This window comes from Salipiger sp. CCB-MM3 (assembly GCF_001687105.1).
Taxonomy (GTDB): Bacteria; Pseudomonadota; Alphaproteobacteria; order Rhodobacterales; family Rhodobacteraceae; genus Salipiger.
Genome location: NZ_CP014595.1, coordinates 1,791,202 through 1,813,114 on the forward strand (window position 1 = coordinate 1,791,202; position 21,913 = coordinate 1,813,114).

Sequence of the window (21,913 nt, forward strand, 5' to 3'; positions counted from 1 at the left end):
CCGTATCCCCCGGGGTCAAGGGGGTGGACCGTGGATAGCGCTGTGTTTACCAAGGAGGGGATTTCCAACCGATGGGGCAATCCATGGACCTGACAGGGAAAACCGCGCTGATCACCGGAGCGAGCCGCGGCATCGGCGCCGCGGTGGCCCGGCTTTTTGCCGAGGCTGGCGCGAATGTGGCGCTGGTGGCGCGCAGCCGCGAGGCGGTGGCGGAACTGGCCGGAGAGATCGGTCCCAAGGCGATCGCCATCCCCTGCGACATCTCGCGCTACTGGGAGATGGATCAGGCGGTTCAGGCCTGCGTCACCGCCTTTGGCGGGCTCGACATTTTGGTCAACAACGCCGGGGTGATCGAGCCGATCGCGCCGCTGGCCGGGGCCGATCCGGACGCATGGGGGCAGGTGATCGACGTCAACCTCAAGGGCGTCTACCACGGCATGCGCGCGGCGCTGCCGCTGATGCTGGCGCAGGGAGGCGGCACGGTGCTGACCATCGGCTCTGGTGCGGCGCACCGCCCGCTTGAGGGCTGGTCGGCCTATTGTGCTTCGAAGGCCGGGGCGCTGATGCTGACCCGCATGGCGGACGAAGAGGGCCGCGCCCGCGGTATCCGCGCCATCTCGCTTTCGCCGGGCACAGTGGCGACGCAGATGCAGCGCACGATCAAAGCCTCTGGGGTGAATGCGGTGAGCGCGTTGGAGTGGGAAGATCATATTCCGCCCGAGTGGGTGGCCAAAGCGCTGCTGTGGATGTGCGGGCCGGAGGCGAATGGCTTTCTCGGCGATGAGGTCTCGCTGCGCGACGAAGGCATTCGCAGCAAGATCGGCGTCGCATGATCTCGCTGGAGAAAGAGGGCGGCTATTGGTTGGCGGTGATCGACCGTCCGGAGAAGGCCAACTCTCTGACGCCGGAGATGCTCGAGCGCCTGTGTGAGATCGCCGAGGCGGCGGTCGAGGCGCGGGTGCTGGTGCTGACCGGGGTGGGCAAGGTGTTCTCTGCCGGTGCAGACCTCGAGGCGGCGCGCGCCGGGCTTGCCACCTCGCCGCTCTGGGAGCGGCTTTCGGGGGCGATCGCGGCGCTGCCCTGCCTGACCATCTGCGCGCTCAACGGCACGCTGGCGGGGGGCGCGATGGGCATGGCGCTGGCCTGCGATCTGCGGATCTCGGTACCCGGGGCGAAAGTCTTCTACCCGGTGATGAAGCTGGGGTTCCTGCCGCAGCCTTCCGATCCGCCGCGTCTGGCGGCGCTGGTCGGTCCCGCACGAGCCAAGATGATCCTCATGGCCGGTCAGAAGGTGCCGGTGGAAGAGGCGCAGGTCTGGGGGCTGATCGACCGCATCGTGCCGCCAGATCATCTTATGAGCACCGCGCGGGCGCTGGCCGAAGATGCGCTGGGCGCGGCGCCGGATCATGCGGCGGCGATCAAGGGGCTTATTCGATAGGTTTCTGGATCTTGGCACGCTGGTATTGCCTTTTTGGTGGTTGGCTCAACGCTGGATCGTGCAAGGGCTTGGTTATGCGGCCTGACTGCGGGCCTGAGTGGCTTGCGGGGCGCCAAGATCGAACTCGGCGACCAGAGCGGCCAGCCGCTGCGCGCCTTCGGCCAACTCGGTCGAGGCATCGCGGCTGGCATCGGCCACGGCGGTGTTCTGCGAGGTGAGGTCACGCAGACGCGCAGTGGCATCGTTCACGCCCTGCAATTCGCGGCTTTGCGCCTCGGCGGCGGCGCTGACGCTTGAGAGCACCTCGTCGACGCGAAGAATCTGCTCAAGGATGGCCTGCAGCGCCTCGCCGGTTTCGCCCACCAGATTGACGCCGCCGCTGACCTCGCGGGCGCTTTCCTCGATCAGCCCCTTGATTTCGAGCGCCGCATCGGCGGATCGGCTGGCGAGCCCCTGCACCTCCATGGCGACCACGGCGAAGCCTTTGCCGAACTCTCCGGCGCGTGCGGCCTCGACCCCAGCGTTGAGCGCCAAGAGGTTGGTTTGGAATGAAATATCTTCGATCACCGCGGTGATCTGCGCGATCCGCCCAGAGCTTTCGGCGATGCGGTCCATGGCGGCGACGGCATTGCGGACCACCTCGCCCGAGCGGTCGGCGCGGCCCTTTGCTTCGTCGGCGAGCCCCTTCACATCGCGCAGAGAGGCGTTGGTTTCGGCCAGCGTCCGGGTCAGCCCCGAGACCGTCTCGGCGGTGCCGCCGATGGTCGCCACCTGCTCGGTGGTGCGTTCGGCCAGATCGGCGGCAGAACTGCGCAGGCTGCCGGAACGTTCCTCTAGCTCGCCCACCGTGTCCGAGACCGCCCGCATCACCTCGCGCAGGCGGGTGGTGGCGGTGTTGAAATCGGCGCGGATGGCGTCGTACTCCTCGGCCAAAGGCGTGTCGAAGCGCAGGGTCAGGTCGGCGCGGGCGAGTGCGTTCAGCCCTTCGGTCATCAGGTCCACGACCTGCTGGTGGCGGGCATTGAGTTGCGCCTCATCCTCGGCGCGTTTCTCGATCGCGGCGCGCGAGAGTTGCTTGAAGCGATAGATCGACTGCGCCATGCGGCCAATCTCGCCGCGGCTGTTTATGTGCGGCACCCATGCCTCGAACCGGCCTTCGACGAATTCCATCATCACATCGGTGAGGCGGCGCAGCCGGCGGGTGATGAACTCGGTCATCACGGTCGCCATGGCCGCCAGAACAAGCGTTGCCACAAGCGTCAGCGCGCCGGTGATCATCAGTGTGCGCCGCGCAGCCTGGGTGAGCGAGAGCGCCTGTGCCGCGATCTCGGTGTTGAGGTCGGTCTCGACGGCGCGCAGCGCGTCGATCCAAGCGGTGGAGGCGGCAAACCATTGCGGCGCCGTCAGCGTGCCGCGCATGCCGCCATAGGGCAGACCTGCGATGGTCTCGACCATCGGCACCAGCGTCTGCGCCGGGGCGCTGGCCTTCAGATCGCTCAGCATCTGCGGGCGGTCGAGTGTCAGCGCGGCACGTGCCAGAAACGCCTCTTCCTGCGCGATGAGCTTCATGAAGCGCTGGTGCACGGCGGGCGGGAAGATATCCGTGCCAAGGCCGGTCGCCCCCATGGCGCGGGCGAGGCCAGCGCTTTCCTTCGCCATTTCAACCTGTTCGCGCGCTTCCATCAGGGCAGAGCTGGGCGAGGCGTGGGTATTTCCGCGCATCTGCCCGCTGGCATGCATCAACTCGTCGATCAATGCGGTGTAGAAACCCGCGAGTTCAGGAACGCTGAGGGTCAGCCGGTCAATGCCTTGGCGGGTTTGGTCAAGGGTGTCGATCCGCTCTTGCGCGGCGTCCATCGCCACTGCTGCACCGCTTTGGGTTTCCGGCAGGTTGCCCTGCATCCGCGAAAGCGCGGCGTCGGTGTCGGCGCGCTGGGTATCCAGTTCGGCGCTGAAGTTCTTGCCGCGCGAGGCGGTGAAGCCCGCCGAATAGCCGCGCTCTTTCTGAAGTTCGTGTACGAGGTCCGACAGTATCTCGGATTCGGCGGCAATGGCCGCGACCCGCGCCTGATCGTCGGCGCTGTGTTTCAGGCGCAGGATCTCGTGCCCGGCGAAGTAGAGCACGAGCGCAAGAAGCGGGCCGAGCGCGGCGAAAAGAATGAGGCGCAGGCTCATGTCAGCGTTCCATCGTCAGGGCAGTCGCGGCCCATGTGACAGGGGCTGGGTGAAGGCTTGCTGAACGCCGAGGAAGAGCGCGGAAGAAAATGTCTTGGAGTTTATCGGAAATGGAAAAGCCCTGTCCCCGCGGGGACAGGGCAGGGCGCCTTATTGCAGCGCGGTGGTTACCGCCTCTTTGGCGTCGCCGCCGGCCAGCGTGGTCACCCCGTCGAGCCAGCCGTCCAGAACGCCCGGATTGGCCTGCAACCATGCGGTGGCGGCCTCTTCGGCATCGGTACCGTCATTGAGGATCGCGCCCATGATCTCATTCTCCATTTCCAGAGAGAATGACAGGTTTTCCAATAGCTTGCCGACGTTGGGGCACTCTTGTGCATAGCCCGCGCGGGTGTTGGTGTAGACCGTCGCGCCGCCGAAATCGGGGCCGAACCACTCGTCGCCGCCCGACAGGTAGGTCAGCTCGTAATTGGCGTTCATCGGATGCGGCTCCCAGCCGAGGAAGACGATCGGCTCGTCGCGGCCCGAAGCGCGGCCAACCTGCGCCAGCATGCCCTGCTCGGAGCTTTCCTTGACGTCGAACTCCTTGAGGCCGAAGGCGTCGGCCTCGATCATGTCGAGGATCAGCCGGTTGCCGTCATTGCCCGGCTCGATGCCATAGATGGTCTCGTCCAGCTCATCGGCATGGGCGGCGATGTCGGCGAAATCCTTGATCCCGAGCGCAGCCCCGGCGGCATTGGTGGCCAGCGTGTATTTCGCGCCTTCGAGGTTGGCGCGCAGGGTCTCGACGCTGCCTTTCTCGCGGTAGGGCGCGATGTCGGCCTCCATCGTGGGCATCCAGTTGCCGAGGAACACATCCACATCGCCGCGGTCCATCGAAGTATAGGTGACGGGCACCGAGAGCACATTGACGTCGGTGTCATAGCCAAGCGCGCCCAGAACCACGGTGGTGGCGGCAGTGGTGGCAGTGATGTCGGTCCAACCGACATCGGCGAAGGTGACGCTGTCGCAATCGGCCTGAGCCGTCCCTGCGGCGGCCAGCGCGGCGATCAGCGCGAGGCGGGAAATGGTCATGGTAGCTCCCCTGTTGATTTTGTGGCGCAAGTAAGCGCGCATCCTCGGATTTTTGCAACCGGATGCGGCGGCAAGCCCTCTCGCCTTTGCCGTGTGGGCTGTGGCACTGTGGGCGCAAACAACGACCCGGAGACAGGCATGGCAGAGCTCGAGACAAAGATTGCACAGGGGCGCGGCGACGCGGCGGCGGATCTGGTGCTGAAGGGCGGGCGTATCCTCGATCTGATCACCGGCGAGTTGATCGCGGGGGATGTGGCGATCTGCGGCGACACGATCGTTGGCGTCTATGAGAGCTACGAGGGCACGCGCGAGATCGACGTGAAGGGCGCGATCCTCGTGCCCGGCTTCATCGACACGCATCTGCACATCGAAAGCTCGCTGGTCACGCCCTTCGAGTTCGACCGCTGCGTGACGCCGCGCGGGGTGACCACGGCGATCTGCGATCCGCATGAGATCGCCAATGTGATCGGCGCGGCAGGGGTCCGGTATTTTCAGCAGGCCTCGGCGCATACGCTCATGGACATCCGGGTGCAGCTGTCGTCCTGCGTGCCTTCGACCCACATGGAGACCGCCGGGGCGGAACTGCTGGCCGAGGATATTGCCGAGCTGATGGGCCATCCTTCGGGCATCGGGCTGGCGGAGTTCATGAATTACCCCGGCGTGATCTTCCGCGACCCCGAGGCGATGAAGAAGCTGCGGCTCTTCGAGGGCGGGCACATTGACGGGCATTGCCCGCTGCTCTCGGGGCGCGATCTCAACGCTTATGTGGCGGCGGGCATCCGCACCGAGCATGAGGCGACGAGTGCCGAGGAGGCGCTGGAGAAGCTGCGCAAGGGCATGCGGGTGCTGATCCGTGAGGGCTCGGTCAGCAAGGACCTGCACGCGCTGCAGCCGCTGCTGAACGAGCGGACCTCGCCCTATATGTGCCTCTGCACCGACGACCGGAACCCGCTGGATATCGGCGAGCATGGGCATCTTGACTACATGATCCGCACGCTGATCGAACTGGGCACGCCGCCTCTGGCTGCTTATCGCGCGGCGTCGCTGTCGGCGGCGGAGGCCTTTGGTCTGAAGGATCGCGGCATGATCGCGCCGGGCAAGCGGGCGGATATCGTCGCCATCGACAGCCTCGCGGGATGCCACGCGCAGATGGTGCTGGCGGGCGGTGTGGTGGTGGATGATGCGGCCTTCGCGGCGCGCGAGACGATCCCCGAGGTGGGGCGTTCTTCGGTGCACGCGCCGAAGCTGACGGCGCAGAGCTTCCGCGCCACCGCCAACCGCGAGGAAACCGACGTGATCGGCATCCGCGAGGGGCAGATCCTCACCGATCACCTGCATGAGACCATCGTGATCGAGAACGGCGACAAGGCGCCCGACGTGGCGCGCGATCTGATCCGCATCGCGGTGGTCGAGCGGCACGGCAAGAACGGCAATATCGCCACGGGCTTTGTGCGGGGCTTTGGGCTGCAGAAGGGGGCGATTGCCTCGACGGTCTGCCACGATCACCACAACATCGCCTGCGTCGGGGCCGATTATGCCGATATGGCGCTGGCGTCGAACCGACTGGCCGAGATTGAGGGGGGCTTTGTGGTGGCGGCGGAGGGGAAAATCCTCGCCGAGCTGGCACTGCCGGTGGCGGGGCTGATGAGCCTCTTGCCCTTTGAAGAGGTGCGAGACCGGCTGGTGGAGCTGCGCGCCGCAGCGCGCTCGCTGGGGGTGACACTGGAGGAGCCCTTCCTGCAACTGGCCTTCCTTGCGCTGCCGGTGATCCCCGCGCTGAAGATCACCGATCGCGGCATGGTGGATGTCACGAAGTTCGAGATCATCCCCGGCTGAGCGGGATCACTCTTCGTCGTCGTCCTCGTCATCGTCGTAGAACGGCGTGACCTGGGCGACGATCACCGAGTTTTCCTCGAGCGCGCGGGCCATGAGCTCGCGTTCGTTGTCGTCGATGTCCATGCCCTGCGCCTTGCGCTCTTCCTCGGTGCCGTAGCCGGTCACGTCGAGCGGGTTCATGTCGGCCTGCTTGAGGATCGCCACGGTCTCGCGCACCGCCTCGGCCTCGTCCACGCCCGAGGCGTAGCACAGCAGCCCTGCGCCGGTTGCGCCCTTGGGGAGCCCGTCGCCATCCTTGCGGCCGACCTCGACCAGAAGCGTGTAGACCTGCTGTTTCGACGGTTTCTTGCCCATGTTCTTTCGCTCCGCGATGCCTGCCGCCCGCAATGCGCAAGCGGCAGGGACATGTCAAGCGGAGCCCATGCTCAGGGGGCGATCACCGCGACCGCAACAGCGCAGCCGTAAATCGCCATCAGCAGCACGCTCTCGATGCCGATGCGGGCGGGCCCCTCGCGCTGGCGCAGGATCAGCCCGCCAAGCAGGATGGCGGTCATGATAAGGCCGGTGGCGAGCCAGTAGAGATCGGTCTGGCCCATGGCGTGGTAGATCGACCCGTCGCGATAGGCGACATCCGAGAACACCATGAAGAGCGTGTCGAAGGTGTTGCCGCCGATGATCCCGCCCACGGCCAGCTGCAGCGCGCCGCGGCGCACGGCGACGAGCGTGGTGATCAGCTCGGGCAGCGAGGTGACGACGGCGGTGATCAGCGCGCCGACGAGGCTGGAGCCGAGGCCGAAGCGGGTGATGAAGGTGCTGCCGACCTGGCTGATGACCCAGCCGCAGAGGCCCATCACCGCGACCAGCGCAGCGAAGATCAGCGCCGGGCGCATCACCGGGGCGTGCGGGTCGTTCTCTTCATCGGGCTCATCATGGCGGGTGTCGGAGGTCTCCACCGGCTCCCACATGGGCTGCTCGCGCACCGAGGCGGACAGCCGCACCCCCGCGACATAGGCGGCGAACATGATCACCGAGACCGGGTGGATTTGCCAGATGGTGAACTCGGGCCCTGCGGCGGCGGCCAGCGGCAGGGTGAGCAGCAGCATGAGCATCACCGCCTGAAACAGATTGGCGGGCTCGGCGGCGGCATGTTCGAGATTGGCGCGGCGGTGCAGCAGATCGGCGATCGCGAGGAACAGCGTCTGCGCGGCGATGCCCCCCACGGCGTTGGAAATGGCAAAGCTGGCGTCGCCGTCGGCGGCGCCGCTGACAGAAACGACCACACCCGAAAGCGAGGTCGCGCCGCCGAGCAGCAGCCCGCCGGCCATTGCCTCCCCCATCTTGGTGCGGTCGGCGATGAGGTCGGCCAGCGTGGTGGCGCGCACAGAGACGGCCACGACAATGGCACCGGCGACGGCGAAGACCGCCAGCAGAAGCGGGAGGGAAAGTTCGGAAATCACCGGGTCAGCGCAGCTTGCGATAGCCCCAGATCAGCAGGCTGGCGCCTATGATGCCGACGATGAGCTGCGGGATCCACGTGTTCGCGGCATAGATGCCGACTAGCGAGAGGATGAGGTTGAGAACCACGGCGCCGATGATGCCGAGGATGATGTTGGTCAGAATGCCGGTGTCGGCCTTCATGATCATGGAAGCGATCCAGCCGGCGAGCCCGCCGACGATGATGGAAGCGATAAGGCCGAGACCCATAGCGTATACCCCTGAATAAATTCTTGACGCAGAGTGAACGCCTTGGGCGGGCGATGGTTCCTCACAAGAGGCGCAGCGCGCAGGTCGACGCAGGGCCGACAAAGAAAAAGGGGCGCTGGATGCGCCCCTTTCCGATACCTTCCACGGGCCGAAACCCCAGCGCGATCAGTCGCGCAGCAGCTCGTTGATGCCGGTCTTCGAGCGGGTGCGCTCGTCGACGCGCTTCACGATCACCGCGCAATAGAGGCTGACGCCGTTCTTCGAGGGCATGGAGCCCGCGACGACCACCGAGTAGGGCGGCACTTCGCCGTACATGACTTCGCCGGTCTCGCGGTCGACGATCTTGGTCGACTGGCCGAGGAAGACGCCCATGCCGATCACCGAGCCCTCGCGGACGCGCACGCCCTCGACCACTTCCGAACGGGCACCGATGAAGCAGTTGTCCTCGATGATCACCGGGTCGGCCTGCAGCGGCTCGAGCACGCCGCCGATGCCGACGCCGCCGGACAGGTGCACGTTCTTGCCGATCTGCGCGCAGGAGCCGACGGTGGCCCATGTGTCGACCATGGTGCCGCTGTCCACATAGGCGCCGATGTTGACGAAGGAGGGCATCAGCACCACGCCGGGCGCGATGTAGGCGGACTTGCGGACGACGCAGTTGGGCACGGCGCGGAAGCCTGCGGCTTTCCACTGGTTGTCACCCCAGCCTTTGAACTTGCTGTCGACCTTGTCCCACCAGCCGCCGGCCTGCGGGCCGCCGTCATGCTGCTCCATGTCCTTGATGCGGAAGCCCAGAAGCACGGCCTTTTTGGCCCATTGGTTCACGACCCATTCGCCGTCGACCTTCTCGGCGACGCGCAGCTCGCCCGAATCGAGCGCGTTGAGCGTGTCTTCGATGGCGTCGCGGGTCTCGCCAGTGGTGGCGGACGTGATGGTGTCGCGCGCCTCCCAGGCGGCTTCGATGGCAGCTTCGAGCTGGGCGTTGGACATGTGCATCTCCTGTCACTCGGGTTTACAGCCCTATAACGGGCGCTTGCCCCGGCGACAATGGACGCTTTGGCCGCGGCCCGGATGCCGCCCCGGATTGCCTTTGGGGTGCCGCACGGGCCGCGCCGCAATGCCGACCATTGGGTGCTATATCCGCGCGCCGCTTTGGGCTATCGTGTCCGGCACCATAAGACTTGAGCGGCCGGCGCGCTGCGCGAAGGCCGCCCGAACAGGGAAGGATATCGCCATGTGTCAGGTCTTTGCCGGTCAGGAGCCGGAGCGCTACGCGACCACCACGCGCCGTCTGCGGCTGAACGGCCAGAGCACCAGCATCAGGCTGGAAAACTCGTTCTGGGCCATTCTCGACGAGATCGCCGAGGGCGAGGGGGTGACCACGCCCGCCTTCGTGTCGAAGCTGCATTCCGAGGTTCTGGAGCAGCGCGGCGAGCCATCCAATTTCACCTCGCTGCTGCGCTGTGCCTGCCTCGTGTTCCTTGAAAGCAAGGCGGCGCACTCCGCGCCCCTGCTGGCCGCCGAATGAGCGCCTGATCTGCCGGTGCGCCGGGTAGTACGTCGTTACTACCCGCCCCCCTGCGCCTCTCGTCTAGACTTGGGTTCAATACGGATCCGAAAGACAAGACGAGGAGTATCCCTTGGCCAAAGCCATCCACAGCATGATCCGCGTGCTCAATGAGGCGCGCTCGCTGGAGTTCTACGACAAGGCCTTTGGCCTGAAAGTCGCCGACCGGCTCGACTTTCCCGACTTCACGCTGATCTACCTGAGCAATTCCGAGAGCGGCTTCGAGCTTGAGCTGACCGTCAACAAGGACCGGGCCGAGCCCTATGACCTTGGCGACGGCTACGGCCATTTCGCCGTCTCGGTCGACGATCTCGACGCGGAACATGCGCGCTTCGAAGCCGAGGGGTTGGCCCCGCGCAAGCTCGTCGAGTTCGCACCCGCAGGCGAGATCGTGGCCCGCTTCTTCTTTGTGGCGGACCCCGACGGCTACCAGATCGAGGTTCTGGAGCGGAGCGGACGTTTCACATGAAGCAATGACAGGTCCGGCGGAAGGGGAAGAGGAGCCCCGCCGCCGGGATATTGATGGGAGGAGACCACATGACGATCACTGCAAGCCACCGGAGCCCCAATCGGGGTCTTACCCGGCGCCAGCTGCTGTCGCGCGCCAGCGCGGCGGGGGCATCCTTTGTCGTGGGGGCGGGCTTTGTCGCCGCGCCCGACGCGGCATGGGCGGCCGAGACCACCAGCCTTGATGCCCGCGTCTTTGCGACGCTGGTGCAGATGGCGCGGGACATATACCCGCACGACAAGATCCCCGACGAGAACTACGTGATCGCGGTGAAGGGCTATGACAGCCCCGAGGCCGCCGAAGGCATCACCGCTGGCGTCGCCGCGCTGGATGCCGCGGCGCAGGGCAAAGGCTTTGACAGCTATCTCGACACCGGCTGGGAGCGCGACCGCGTCGACATCCTGCGCGGCATGGAGCAGAGCGCCTTCTTCCAGCAGGTGCGCGGCGGGCTGGTCACCGGGCTCTACAACCAAAAAGCCGTCTGGCCGATCTTTGGCTACGAGGGCGAGAGCTACTCGCAGGGCGGTTACATCAACCGCGGCTTTGACGACATTGCGTGGCTCTGAGGGGAGGATCGAGACATGGCTGCACCTTTCGACATGAATGACGACAGCGTCGTCGTGATCATCGGCACCGGCGCTGGCGGCGGTGTGCTGGCGAACGAGCTTGCGCAGAAGGGCGTGAGCGTCGTGGCGCTGGAAGCGGGCGGGCGCTACCTGCCCGAGGACTACATCAACGACGAATGGGAGAGCTTCGGCCAACTGGCATGGACCGATGCGCGCTCGACCAGCGGCGACTGGCGGGTGGCGAAGGATTTTTCGGGGCTGCCTGCGTGGATCGTGAAGGCGGTCGGCGGCACCTCGATCCACTGGGCGGGCGCGTCGCTGCGGTTCCAAGAGCATGAGTGGAAGGCCAAGACCACCTATGGCGATGTGCAGGGCGCGAACCTGCTCGACTGGCCGATCGACGCCGCCGAGATGGAGCCGTGGTACGCCAAGGCCGAGGACAAGCTGGGCGTCACCCGCACCGGCGGGCGCGAGGGGCTGCCCGGCAACAACAACTACAAGGTGCTCGAGGCCGGGGCGAAGGCTCTGGGCTATGAGGAAGTGCACACCGGGCGGATGGCAATCAACTCCGCCGATTTCGACGACCGCATGGCCTGCCAGCAGACCGGCTTTTGTTTTCAGGGCTGCAAATGGGGAGCCAAATGGTCGGCGGCCTATACCGACATTCCGCGCGGTGAGGCGACCGGCAACCTCGAGGTGCGCGACCATGCCCATGTGGCGCGCATCCTGCATGACGACAGCGGCAAGGCCACCGGCGTCGAGTATTACGACAAGGATGGCACCCTGCAGATGCAGAAGGCGCGGATCGTCTGCGTGGCGGGCAATTCCTTCGAGAGCCCGCGGCTGCTGCTGAACTCGGCCTCGTCGATGTTCCCGGATGGGCTGGGCAACAGCTCGGGGCAGGTGGGGCGCAACTACATGCGGCACACCACCGGCTCGGTCTATGCGATCTTCGACAAGCCGGTGCGCATGTGGCGCGGCACCACCATGGCGGGGATCGTACAGGACGAGGCGAAACACGATCCGTCGCGCGGCTTCGTCGGCGGCTACGAGATGGAGACGCTGTCGCTGGGTCTGCCGTTTATGGCGGCCTTCCTCGACCCCGGCGCATGGGGGCGCGAGTTCACCACGGCGCTGGATGCCTACGAGAACATGGCCGGGCTGTGGATCGTCGGCGAGGACATGCCGCAGGAGACCAACCGGGTGACGCTGAACCATGACCTGAAGGACCAGTTCGGCCTGCCGGTGGCCAATGTGAACTTCAGCGATCACCCCAACGACATCGCCATGCGCAACCACGCCTATGGGCGCGCCAAGGCGATCTACGAAGCGGTCGGCGCGACCCGCACCCTGCCGACGCCGCCCTATCCGTCAACGCATAACCTCGGCACCAACCGCATGTCGGAGAACCCGCGCGACGGGGTGGTCAACAAGCACGGGCAGAGCCACGACGTGCCGAACCTCTTCATCTCGGATGGCTCGCAGTTCACCACAGGGGCGTCGGAGAACCCGACGTTGACCATCGTGGCGCTGGCGATCCGGCAGGCGGATCACATCGCGCGCGAGATGTCGGCGCAGAACATCTGATCTCTGCTTGGGCAGGGTTTGGGGGCGCCGCGCTTTGCGGCGCCCCTTTTGGGTTTGTGTGAAGGGGAGGGGGCGCTGCCCCCGTCCGCCTGTGGCGGACTCCCCCGGGATATTTTTGCCAAGAGGAAGGTGGGGCTTGGCCGTGGCGGATCAGCCGAAGGGGTCGGGGGCGATGTTGCCGCCGCAGAGCAGGACCGCCACACGCTCGCCCGGATCGGGGCGATAGGCGCCCGAGCGCAGGGCGGCGAGGGCGGTTGCGCCAGCGGGCTCGACCAGCAGGCGATGGCTTTGCCACAGGCAGTGCTGCGCCTCGGTGATCGCGTCGTCGCTGACGGTGAGGCTGCGGGCGAGATGCTGCTGCGCCAGCCCAAGGCAGATATCGCCGATGCGGCGCGCGCCAAGCGCGTTGGCGGCCACGCCCGAAGCCTCGACATCCACCGGCGCGCCCGCGTCGAGCGCGGCGGCAAGCGTGCGGGCGCTGTCCGGCTCGACGGCGATGATGCGGCGCGCGCCTTGCAGCCACGCCAGCGCCCCGGCGATCAGCCCGCCGCCGCCCACCGCGATCAGCACGGTGTCGGCCTCGAGCCCCTGCTGCTCCCATTCGCGCATCATCGTGCCCTGACCGGCGACGGTGGCGGGGGCGTCATAGGCGTGAATCTGCATGGCGCCGGTCTCTGCCTCATAGGCGCGGGCCTGCTCGAGGGCGTTGGCGTATTCGCCGGGCACCACGGTCAGCGCCGCGCCGGTGCGCTCAATGAGGGCGATCTTGGCGGGACCGGCGATCTCGGGGACGAAGATCTGCGCGCGGTGGCCGAGCCGCGTTGCCGCATAGGCCACGGCGGCCCCGTGATTCCCGCCCGAGGCGGCGACCACGCCAGCGGCGGGCACATCACCCGAGAGCAGCGTGTTGAAGGCGCCGCGCGCCTTGAAACTGCCGGTATGCTGCATGTGTTCGAGCTTCAGCTCGACCGGATGGTCCCACAGCACGGCGCTTTGCATCAGCGGTGTGCGCTGCACATGGGCATCAATGCGCTCTGCGGCGGTGGCGATCTCGGCTTTCCAGTCCATTTTCAATTCCTTTGCTGCCCTTGCCGCCGGGCACGCTATATTCGGAGTCTGAGCAGAACAAGGACGGCCGACAATGAACGACGAACGCCATTCCATCTTTCGCGATGCGGGCCACGACCGGAAAACCGCCGAGGCGATCCCGGACACGCCGCAGACCCGCGCCCCGTCCTATCGCCTCGCCTTCGCCGACGAGGCTTTCCTGTGCCGGGAAGAGCTGCGCCCGGTGCGGCTGCAGCTGGAGCTTCTGAAGCCGCAGCTGGAACTGGACGAGCGCCAGATCGACAGCACCGTCGTGCTGTTCGGCGGCGCGCGCATCCCGGCCCCTGCCGACAAGGATAAGGCGCGCACCAAGACGCTGGCCGACCTGTCGCGATTCTATGAAGAAGCGCGGCTGTTTGCGCAGGCGATGACGCGCAAATCCGTCGCCAGCGGCAACCGCGAGTTCGTGGTCACCACCGGCGGTGGTCCGGGTGTGATGGAAGCGGGCAACCGCGGCGCCGAGGAAGCGGGCGGCGTGTCGATCGGGCTTAACATCGTGCTGCCGCACGAGCAGGCGCCGAACGAATATGTGACGCCGAACCTGTGCTTCAACTTCCACTATTTCGCGATCCGCAAGATGCACTTCCTGATGCGCGCGCGTGCGATCTGCGTCTTTCCGGGCGGCTTCGGCACGCTGGATGAGATGTTCGAGACGCTGACGCTGATCCAGACCGGGCGCATGCAGCGGGTTCCGATCCTGCTGTTCGGGCGGGAGTTCTGGGACGGCATCATCAATTGGGAGGCGCTGAAGGAGGCGGGCACGATCAGCCCCGAGGACCTCGACCTCTTCCGCTTCGTGGAGAGCGCCGATGAGGCTGCGCATTTGATCGAGGAATGGGATCCGGCACCGCCGCGCGAGGATATTCCGGGGCGCTGATACCGCGCCTGCGAGCGGGAGGCGGTAGAAAAGGAAAGAGGGGCGGCGTTTGCGCGGCCCCTCTTTTGCTTTGGTGAAATGGCTGTTCGGGTCGCCTGCGGCGTCAGAGCGATTTTGCCTCATCGGCTTTCACCGCGGGCTTTTCTCCATGCTCGACCCAGCGGGCGATGATCTCGCGGGCAAGAATTTCGTCGCGCTCTGCCACGGCCTGCCGCAGGTCCTTCATCGCGGTGGCGATCTCGAACTCGGACAGGTAGCTCTCTTGCGCGCGCAGGATCTTGTGGTGCGGGGTGGTCAGCATATCGGTGGAGATCAGCAGCTCTTCGTGCAGCTTCTCGCCCTTGCGCAGGCCGGTGACCTCGATCTCGATGTCGCCGTCGGGGTTCTTATCATCCTTCACCGAATAGCCCGCGCCTTCGATCATCTGGCGCGCCAGCTTGTGGATCGGCACCGGCTTGCCCATGTCGAGCACGAAGACATCGCCGCCGCGCGAGAAGGACCCGGCCAGCAGCACGAGGCGGGCGGCTTCGGAGATGGTCATGAAGTAGCGCGTCACCCGGCGGTCGGTGAGGGTGACCGGCCCGCCACGGGCGATCTGCTCTTCGAAGAGAGGGATGACCGAGCCCGACGAGCCCAACACATTGCCGAAGCGGACCATCGAGAAACGGGTCTCGCTGGACCGGGTGGCGAGATCCTGCACGATAAGCTCGGCTAGGCGTTTCGACGCGCCCATAACGTTGGTCGGGCGCACGGCCTTGTCGGAAGAGACGAGGATGAAGCGTTCGACACCGGCCTCACGCGCGGCCTCGGCGACGATCTTGGTGCCCAGCACGTTGTTGCGCATGCCGGCGATAACATTGCTCTCGACCAGCGGCAGATGCTTGTAGGCGGCGGCGTGCAGCACCACGTCGATCCGGTAGTCGCGCAGCACTTCGGCGATCAGCGTGTCATCCATCACCGAGCCGAGCACGGGGGTGATGTTGAGCCCCTCGGAGAGATCGCGCAGTTCCTTGTCGATGTTGTAGAGCGCCAGTTCGGAGTGATCGAGGGCAACGATGCACTCAGGCTTGCAGCCCAGCAACTGGCGGCAAAGCTCCGAGCCGATCGAGCCACCGGCGCCGGTGATCAGGATGCGGCGCCCGGAATAGGCGTGGCTGACGCCCGGAAGCTCGCTTTCGAGACGGCCGCGACCAAGGAGATCGTCGAGCGAGACGGGCGAGACGCGCTTGCGCAGTTCGCCCTCGCCGACCAGTTCGGCAAAGGACGGCAGCGCGTGCACCTCGCAGCCGATGCTGCGCAGGCGGTGAGCGATGCGGGCAAGCTCCGGCTGGCGGATCGAGGGCATCGCCAGCACGACGCGGTCGATCACCTTGGTCTCGATCAGGTGTTTGATGGACGAAGGCGCGTGGACGCGCAGGCCAGAGACCACCAGCGATTGCAGCGTGGGGTTGTCGTCGACGAAGCAGACCGGTTCGATGGCATCATCATGGCGCAGCGCGGCGACCAGCTGCTGGCCGGTCTGGCCCGCGCCGTAGATCAGCACCCGCATGCGCCGGTTGCTGCGACGGTAGAGCCCGATGGTCACATGCCGCAGGGCGATCCGCCACGTGGCGCTGAGCACCATCAGCAACAGCACGAGGTTGAGATAGACCGCCGCCGAGATGGGGGTGCCGAATGTGGCATCGAGGACCACGGCCGAGATGCCCGTCAGAACCGAGAAAAGCGCGGTACGTGTGATGCCGCGGGTCTCGAAGGCGTTGAGCTTGATCCGCGGAAGTTGCAAGCGCCAGGAGATCACACCGCCGGCGACCATCATCAGGGCGATCAGCGGAACAAGCTGCGCCGCGCCGGGAAGATCGCTGCGGACCGTCGCATTGAGCAGGAGCGCAGCGGCCATGGCGATGCCGACCATAAGCATGTCGAGGACAAGAAAGATCAGCTGCTTCTGCGGGCGGGGCATGCTAATCACAGACTTGTAGAAGCGCGCGCGCGACCTTCGGAGCCTCAGCCTTGGGAGAAATCTGGCGATTCCTGTCGGGCGCCCTGAAATCTGCTGCCTCTTTTCCGCTCGCCGCATGGCTTGATCTGCCCAAATGGTCTTCAAATACGTTTATGTTCTACTCACTTGCCTAAACATTGGACAAGTGCGCGAAGGAGAATGCCCTGACGAACAGCGGAAATCCCCGGCGAACACCCGCCCAATGCCACGAAAATCATCACCCGTGAAGAGAAACCCTTCGAATTCATTACATTCGGGGCGAAGGAAGGAGAATGCGTGGTTTTTTCGCAGCGCACGCCGGTTTCGGCGCCTCTTCCACTGGAAAACAGCCCTTCCGCATATATGTGGCATGCGGTAAGACGCGCGCCAGCTTGCAGCGCGGGATCCGCCCGCGCGCAGCACACAGGAAGGAGAGCCAGAACCATGGGCTACAAGGTCGTTGTTGTCGGCGCCACGGGGAACGTGGGCCGCGAAATGCTGAACATCCTCGCCGAACGCGAATTCCCGGTCGACGAAATCGCCGTACTCGCGTCGCGAAAATCCCTCGGCACCGAGGTGAGCTTTGGCGACAAGACACTCAAGACCCAGGATCTCGCCACTTTCGATTTCACCGGCTGGGACATGGCGCTGTTTGCCGTGGGCTCGGGTCCGACGAAGGAATTCGCGCCGAAGGCCGCCGCTGCGGGCTGCGTGGTGATCGACAACAGCTCGCTCTACCGCTACGACCCGGACGTTCCGCTGATCGTTCCGGAAGTGAACGCCGACGCGGTGCACGGCTATTCCAAGAAGAACATCATCGCCAACCCGAACTGCTCGACCGCGCAGATGGTCGTGGCGCTGAAGCCGCTGCACGACCGCGCCAAGATCAAGCGCGTCGTCGTGTCGACCTATCAGTCGGTTTCGGGCTCGGGCAAAGAAGGTATGGACGAGCTCTGGGAGCAGACCAAATCGGTCTACAACCCGGTCTCCGAGGTGCCGCCCAAGAAGTACCCCAAGGAAATCGCCTTCAACGTCATTCCGCATATCGACGTCTTCATGGAAGACGGCTCGACTAAGGAAGAGTGGAAGATGGTCGCCGAGACCAAGAAGATCATCGATCCGTCGATCAAGCTGACCGCGACCTGCGTGCGCGTGCCGGTCTTCGTGGGCCACTCGGAAGCGATCAACATCGAGTTCGAGGATTTCCTCGACGAAGACGAAGCCCGTGACATCCTGCGCGAAGCGCCGGGCATCATGGTCGTCGATAAGCGTGAAGACGGCGGCTACATCACCCCGAAGGAATGTGTCGGCGATTTCGCGACCTTCATCAGCCGTATCCGTCAGGACCCGACCATCGAAAACGGTCTGAACCTGTGGTGCGTGTCGGACAACCTGCGCAAGGGCGCGGCTCTCAATGCCGTGCAGATTGCAGAGGTGCTTGGGCAGAAAGTGCTCAAGAAGGGCTGAACGCCGAAAAATCCTTAATGACTTCTTAAAGCCCGCCCCCTCTAGGGGCGGGTTTTTACTATGTTTTTTAAAGTTTTGTCAGAAATTCGGATCGCACCCCATCCTTTGGGATAGGTGCGCCTCGCCCACTGGGAACGGCACCTACTCCGCCGTCAGGATGGGCGGGAAACTCGCGGCTTGGTAGAAAAGAGACATCAACAGCGACGGTCACCCGCCGCACCCGCCAGAAGGCGCAACCAACCAAAGGAGTGCCGACATGACCATTGATCTCGCAGACATCGCCCGGGGCCGCCGCATCGTAGCCGTTGCCGCCCGCGACCTGTCTCTGCTGAGCCGGCGGGACCGACCGATGCCCAAGCTGATGACGCGGCTGCTGAACAACTTCCGCCTGCCGTCCTGAGCGGGCCCGAACAAAGGTTTTCGTCACCAGTGCCGCCTCGGCGATCCGTGATCGCGTTTTCCAGAGGCCAGTTATCCCCCGGGGGCGGGGAGTTTCGAGCCCCCATCGACCCTCGTGTCGCGTTGAGTTGTGCTGGCGGTGTTGTTTTGAGTGCCGGCAAAGACGCGGGGGTCTCCGGTGAAGGCCGGACCTTGTGTGGTGCCAGTAAGAGAGCGGGGCGTGCGGTCGGGTGATCGCGCGCCCCGCTGGTCCTTTGGGCGTCCGTTACGCGCGTCGAGACCGATACTGTCCGGAATACGTGACCTCCGGCGCCATGGATTGCACGCCGCGACTCTGCAAATTCATGCTATGGTGAGAGTCTTTTCAGTATCGAAGAGATTTGAGCAATGGATAGTGATGATCGCACCGGAGCATTTTCCGGACCATTTCTTGACGCCACCGTTTCAAGCACAACCGTTTTCCTGACGCCCGGAGGGCGCGAAGAGATCGCGCTTGCTGAAGGTGCGCTGCCGGAAAGCCTGCAAGAAAACCTGCCTCAGGATCCCGACTGCGAGACCGCCGCGCTGCTGCGCATGGTGGTGCTGCCGCAGATCGAGGGTGCCTGCAGCTGGCCTGATCTGGTGTCGCGGCTGCGAAGCAAGGGATTCGGGCTGGGGTTCCGGTCTGGTCGTATGATCCTCAGCCGCCTCGACAGTGGCGCAGAGGTCTGTACGGGCCGAAGCCTTGGGGCGCCGCTGCGCGCGCTGGCGCTGCGGCTTGGCCGCCCTGCGCTGCGCCTCAGCCGCGATGGGCGGAGCGCGCAGCTGCAGGGCTGACTGTGGGTCAGACCGGGGGCTGACCGGGAGGCGCTGAGGGCAGCGCCCTCAGACCTGAACGTAGCCGCCGGCCTTCGGGTCGTAGCATTCGATCGAGCCGCTGCCGATGTCGTGCCAGAGGCCGTGGATCGACAGGTCTTGCGCTTCGACGGCCTGACGCACGAAGGGGAAGGTCATCAGGTTCTCGAGCGAGACGAGCACCGATTCCTTTTCCAGCGCGCGGGCCATGTTCTCGGGCTTGCGCTTGACCACGCGGTCGTAGCCGGGGCGCAGGATGTCCATCCAGCGACCGACGAAGCTCGACTTTTCTTCGAGCTGAGGCGCCTTGCCCGAGCACATGTCGAGACAGCCCTGAACGCCGCCGCAGCTGGAGTGGCCCATCACGATCACATGCGCCACTTTCAGCGCGGTGACCGCATATTCCACCGCCGCCGAGGTGCCGTGCTGCAGCCCGTCTGGCTGATAGGCGGGCACGAGGTTGGCGATGTTGCGGTGAATGAAGAACTCGCCGGTGTCCGCGCCGAAGATCGAGGTGACATGCACGCGGCTGTCACAGCAGGAGATCACCATCGCGCGGGGGTGCTGACCCTCGGAAGCGAGGCGTCGGTACCAGGCGGAATTCTCGGCGTAGCTGGTCGCCTTCCAGCCCTGGAATCTCTGGACCAGGTAGGCGGGTAGCGGTTTGGCGTTGTGCATCTCGATCCTCCAAGCAACTTGAAGCCTTCGCTGGAATACGCGGGATTATCGCGGAATTCGAGAGAAGAAACACCGCGGCCTAACCTTTTGGGAACTTGGACGGGCTAGAACCATGGCCCGTGGGGGCGCGGAGAAGAGGATGAGGCGGTGAACCATGTCTCTGTACTCGCGCCCATCGAGCGGGCTGGGCTTGATCCCGAACGACTCGAAGCGCTCTTCACTCACCTTGGGCCTCAGGAGGCGGAGAACGCCTTGTGCCGCGCGGTGGAGGAACTGGCTTACAGGCTGGGGTACCTCGACCGGCTGCATCAGCAGTGTCGCTGGCCCGAGATGCGTAGCCAGACCTGCGAGTTGGGCGAGATCGCTCGATTCATCGGGATGCAGGCCACCGCCCGCATTTCCTGCGACGTGGTGCAATGTCTCGACGATGGTGACCGGGTGGCACTGGCGGCCACGCTGGCGCGGCTGGGGCGGATGGGGGAACGCTCGCTCTATGCCATATGGGACATGGAGGATCAGTCGATCTGATCCGTCGCGGGTGAGATGGACGGGCGCTTTGGCGCTCACACTCAGGAGGCTGCTCAAGTGGGCGTTTGGTGGCTCAGAAAATATGCCGGGTGACTGACGAAGGGTCCGGATCACTGACAAAGCATAAGGAGCTCTTCACGGCTCCGCTTGGCCCCCTTGCGGGCGCCGCTGGCTCGGCTAGGCTCTGGCCAAACCGACCAAGAGGCTCCTATGACCCTGACTTTCGCTCCCGCCGACGCCGATGCCCTGCCGCTCCACGTGATAGAAACCGAGGCGCTTGAGGGCTGGCTTGAGGGGCAGCCGGACGCTGTCCGCACTTGGGTGACGGCCAGCGGCTTTGCCGGTGAAATCGGAAACGCCGTGATGATTCCCGGTGAGGGCGGCGCGCCCGCTGCGGCGCTGATCGGCTATGGCTCTGCCGCCCGCCGTCGCCGCAGCCGCTTCGCGCTTGCCGCCGGTCTCGGGCGGCTGGCCCGCGGAACCTACCGCATCGCCTCGGGGCTGCCCGCAGAGGCCGCCGAGGAAGAAGCGCTTGGCTGGCTGCTCGCGGGCTACCGTTTCACCCGCTATGCTGGCGAGGCGCCGGTGATGCCGGGGCTGATCGCGCCCAAGGGCGTGGATGCAGCCAAGATCGAGGTGCTCGCCGCCTCCGAGGCGCTGACCCGCGATCTGATCAATACCCCCGCCTCGGACATGGGCCCCGAGGAGCTTGAAGCCGCCGCCCGCGCTCTGGCGGGCGACTTTGATGCCGCCATCGAGGTGACCACCGGCGACGCGCTGCTGGAAAAGAACTTCCCGATGATCCACGCGGTGGGCCGTGCCAGCCCCCGTGCGCCACGTCTGATTGATATGCACTGGGGCAGCGAGGGGCCGCGGCTCACGCTGGTCGGCAAGGGCGTCTGTTTCGACACCGGCGGGCTCAACCTCAAGCCGGGCAGCTCCATGGGGCTGATGAAGAAAGACATGGGTGGCGCGGCCAATGTGCTGGGTCTGGCGCGGATGATCATGGCGCTGGGGCTGAAGGTGCAGCTGCGCGTGCTGATTCCGGCGGTCGAGAACTCGGTCAGCGGCAATGCCTTCCGACCGCAGGACATTCTCACCTCGCGCAAGGGGCTGACCGTTGAGATCAACAACACCGATGCAGAGGGGCGGTTGGTGCTGGCCGACGCGCTGGCGCTGGCGGATGAGGAAAAGCCCGATTTCATCCTGTCGATGGCGACGCTGACCGGCGCGGCGCGGGTGGCGGTGGGGCCGGACCTCGCGCCGTTCTATACCGATGACGAAGGCTTTGCCGGGGCGCTGACCGCGGCCAGCGGACCGGCGGCGGACCCGGTCTGGCGCATGCCCTTCTGGGAGCCCTATGAGGACAAGATCGAGCCGGGCATTGCCGATCTCGACAACGCGCCCGCGGGCGGCATGGCGGGCTCGATCACCGCAGCGCTCTTCCTGCGCCGCTTCGTGACCGAGACGCCGTATGCGCATTTCGACATCTACGGCTGGAACCCCGGCGCGGCCCCGGCGCGGCCCAAGGGGGGCGCGCTGCAGGGACCGCGGGCGATCCTCGCGGCGCTGCCGCAGGTGCTGGGCCTGTGA

The 21,913-nt window shown here is 65.5% G+C and carries 22 protein-coding genes; 13 read left to right on the forward strand and 9 right to left on the reverse strand.

The window, feature by feature from the left end:
- The first annotated feature begins 83 nt into the window (after positions 1–83).
- Together AYJ57_RS08685 and AYJ57_RS08690 are read left to right on the forward strand one after the other, a co-directional pair.
- Positions 84–833, forward strand: coding sequence for an SDR family oxidoreductase (locus AYJ57_RS08685; RefSeq protein WP_066103803.1), 750 nt, complete (start codon positions 84–86; stop codon positions 831–833).
- Positions 830–1,438 (forward strand): enoyl-CoA hydratase/isomerase family protein, encoded by a 609-nt coding sequence (locus tag AYJ57_RS08690; protein WP_066103805.1) that lies wholly within the window; start codon positions 830–832, stop codon positions 1,436–1,438. Before AYJ57_RS08685 ends, AYJ57_RS08690 begins: the two co-directional genes overlap by 4 nt.
- Positions 1,439–1,510: 72 nt before the next feature.
- Here the strand turns inward: AYJ57_RS08690 and AYJ57_RS08695 are convergent, their stop codons facing one another.
- On the reverse strand, positions 1,511–3,613 hold the full coding sequence (locus tag AYJ57_RS08695; protein WP_066103807.1) for a methyl-accepting chemotaxis protein: 2,103 nt from the start codon (positions 3,611–3,613) through the stop codon (positions 1,511–1,513).
- A gap of 150 nt (positions 3,614–3,763) precedes the next feature.
- Positions 3,764–4,684, reverse strand: coding sequence for a choline ABC transporter substrate-binding protein (gene choX, locus AYJ57_RS08700; protein WP_066103810.1), 921 nt, complete (start codon positions 4,682–4,684; stop codon positions 3,764–3,766).
- A 138-nt stretch (positions 4,685–4,822) separates the two neighbouring features.
- Here choX and ade point away from each other — a divergent pair, with 138 nt between their 5' ends.
- The gene (gene ade / locus AYJ57_RS08705) at positions 4,823–6,520 is read left to right on the forward strand and encodes an adenine deaminase (RefSeq protein ID WP_066103812.1); all 1,698 of its coding nucleotides are present in this window, start codon (positions 4,823–4,825) and stop codon (positions 6,518–6,520) included.
- Positions 6,521–6,526: 6 nt separating this feature from the next.
- Here ade and AYJ57_RS08710 read toward each other — a convergent pair whose 3' ends face one another.
- The 4 genes from AYJ57_RS08710 to dapD all read right to left on the reverse strand — a co-directional run bounded on the left by AYJ57_RS08710 (position 6,527) and on the right by dapD (position 9,214).
- Positions 6,527–6,874: a hypothetical protein gene (locus AYJ57_RS08710; protein ID WP_066103815.1), complete on the reverse strand. Its 348-nt coding sequence runs from the start codon at positions 6,872–6,874 to the stop codon at positions 6,527–6,529.
- Positions 6,875–6,945: 71 nt separating this feature from the next.
- The gene (locus AYJ57_RS08715; RefSeq protein WP_066103817.1) at positions 6,946–7,977 is read right to left on the reverse strand and encodes a sodium:calcium antiporter; all 1,032 of its coding nucleotides are present in this window, start codon (positions 7,975–7,977) and stop codon (positions 6,946–6,948) included.
- 4 nt (positions 7,978–7,981) lie between these two features.
- Entirely contained in the window at positions 7,982–8,224 is a 243-nt protein-coding gene (locus tag AYJ57_RS08720) for a GlsB/YeaQ/YmgE family stress response membrane protein (protein ID WP_066103819.1), read from the reverse strand.
- Between the two features lie 165 nt (positions 8,225–8,389).
- Positions 8,390–9,214, reverse strand: coding sequence for a 2,3,4,5-tetrahydropyridine-2,6-dicarboxylate N-succinyltransferase (gene dapD, locus AYJ57_RS08725; RefSeq protein ID WP_066103821.1), 825 nt, complete (start codon positions 9,212–9,214; stop codon positions 8,390–8,392).
- Between the two features lie 244 nt (positions 9,215–9,458).
- Here dapD and AYJ57_RS08730 point away from each other — a divergent pair, with 244 nt between their 5' ends.
- The 4 genes from AYJ57_RS08730 (at position 9,459) to AYJ57_RS08745 (ending at position 12,452) form a co-directional block, all read left to right on the forward strand.
- Positions 9,459–9,752: a ribbon-helix-helix domain-containing protein gene (locus AYJ57_RS08730; protein ID WP_066103823.1), complete on the forward strand. Its 294-nt coding sequence runs from the start codon at positions 9,459–9,461 to the stop codon at positions 9,750–9,752.
- A 112-nt stretch (positions 9,753–9,864) separates the two neighbouring features.
- Positions 9,865–10,260, forward strand: coding sequence for a VOC family protein (locus AYJ57_RS08735; RefSeq protein WP_066103825.1), 396 nt, complete (start codon positions 9,865–9,867; stop codon positions 10,258–10,260).
- A 68-nt stretch (positions 10,261–10,328) separates the two neighbouring features.
- Entirely contained in the window at positions 10,329–10,865 is a 537-nt protein-coding gene (locus AYJ57_RS08740; protein ID WP_066103827.1) for a Twin-arginine translocation pathway signal, read from the forward strand.
- 15 nt (positions 10,866–10,880) lie between these two features.
- On the forward strand, positions 10,881–12,452 hold the full coding sequence (locus tag AYJ57_RS08745) for a GMC family oxidoreductase (RefSeq protein WP_066103829.1): 1,572 nt from the start codon (positions 10,881–10,883) through the stop codon (positions 12,450–12,452).
- Between the two features lie 150 nt (positions 12,453–12,602).
- On the opposite strand, the gene AYJ57_RS08750 is transcribed toward AYJ57_RS08745, so the two are convergent.
- Positions 12,603–13,520 (reverse strand): threonine/serine dehydratase, encoded by a 918-nt coding sequence (locus AYJ57_RS08750; RefSeq protein ID WP_066103831.1) that lies wholly within the window; start codon positions 13,518–13,520, stop codon positions 12,603–12,605.
- Positions 13,521–13,593: 73 nt separating this feature from the next.
- Here AYJ57_RS08750 and AYJ57_RS08755 point away from each other — a divergent pair, with 73 nt between their 5' ends.
- The gene (locus tag AYJ57_RS08755; protein ID WP_066103832.1) at positions 13,594–14,436 is read left to right on the forward strand and encodes a TIGR00730 family Rossman fold protein; all 843 of its coding nucleotides are present in this window, start codon (positions 13,594–13,596) and stop codon (positions 14,434–14,436) included.
- Between the two features lie 103 nt (positions 14,437–14,539).
- Here AYJ57_RS08755 and AYJ57_RS08760 read toward each other — a convergent pair whose 3' ends face one another.
- Positions 14,540–16,396, reverse strand: a complete 1,857-nt coding sequence (locus tag AYJ57_RS08760; protein WP_066103834.1) for a polysaccharide biosynthesis protein — start codon at positions 16,394–16,396, stop codon at positions 14,540–14,542.
- 462 nt (positions 16,397–16,858) lie between these two features.
- On the opposite strand from AYJ57_RS08760, the gene AYJ57_RS08765 reads away from it, so the two are divergent.
- The 3 genes from AYJ57_RS08765 to AYJ57_RS08770 all read left to right on the forward strand — a co-directional run bounded on the left by AYJ57_RS08765 (position 16,859) and on the right by AYJ57_RS08770 (position 19,096).
- The gene (locus tag AYJ57_RS08765; protein ID WP_066103836.1) at positions 16,859–17,881 is read left to right on the forward strand and encodes an aspartate-semialdehyde dehydrogenase; all 1,023 of its coding nucleotides are present in this window, start codon (positions 16,859–16,861) and stop codon (positions 17,879–17,881) included.
- A 256-nt stretch (positions 17,882–18,137) separates the two neighbouring features.
- Positions 18,138–18,281, forward strand: a complete 144-nt coding sequence (locus AYJ57_RS25855; protein ID WP_157374027.1) for a hypothetical protein — start codon at positions 18,138–18,140, stop codon at positions 18,279–18,281.
- A gap of 386 nt (positions 18,282–18,667) precedes the next feature.
- Positions 18,668–19,096, forward strand: a complete 429-nt coding sequence (locus AYJ57_RS08770; RefSeq protein WP_237220136.1) for a hypothetical protein — start codon at positions 18,668–18,670, stop codon at positions 19,094–19,096.
- Positions 19,097–19,144: 48 nt separating this feature from the next.
- On the opposite strand, the gene AYJ57_RS08775 is transcribed toward AYJ57_RS08770, so the two are convergent.
- Positions 19,145–19,792 (reverse strand): carbonic anhydrase, encoded by a 648-nt coding sequence (locus tag AYJ57_RS08775; protein ID WP_066103837.1) that lies wholly within the window; start codon positions 19,790–19,792, stop codon positions 19,145–19,147.
- 147 nt (positions 19,793–19,939) lie between these two features.
- On the opposite strand from AYJ57_RS08775, the gene AYJ57_RS08780 reads away from it, so the two are divergent.
- Together AYJ57_RS08780 and AYJ57_RS08785 are read left to right on the forward strand one after the other, a co-directional pair.
- On the forward strand, positions 19,940–20,320 hold the full coding sequence (locus tag AYJ57_RS08780) for a hypothetical protein (RefSeq protein ID WP_066103839.1): 381 nt from the start codon (positions 19,940–19,942) through the stop codon (positions 20,318–20,320).
- Between the two features lie 210 nt (positions 20,321–20,530).
- A complete protein-coding gene (locus AYJ57_RS08785; RefSeq protein ID WP_066103841.1) occupies positions 20,531–21,913 on the forward strand; it encodes a leucyl aminopeptidase family protein in 1,383 nt (460 codons plus the stop codon).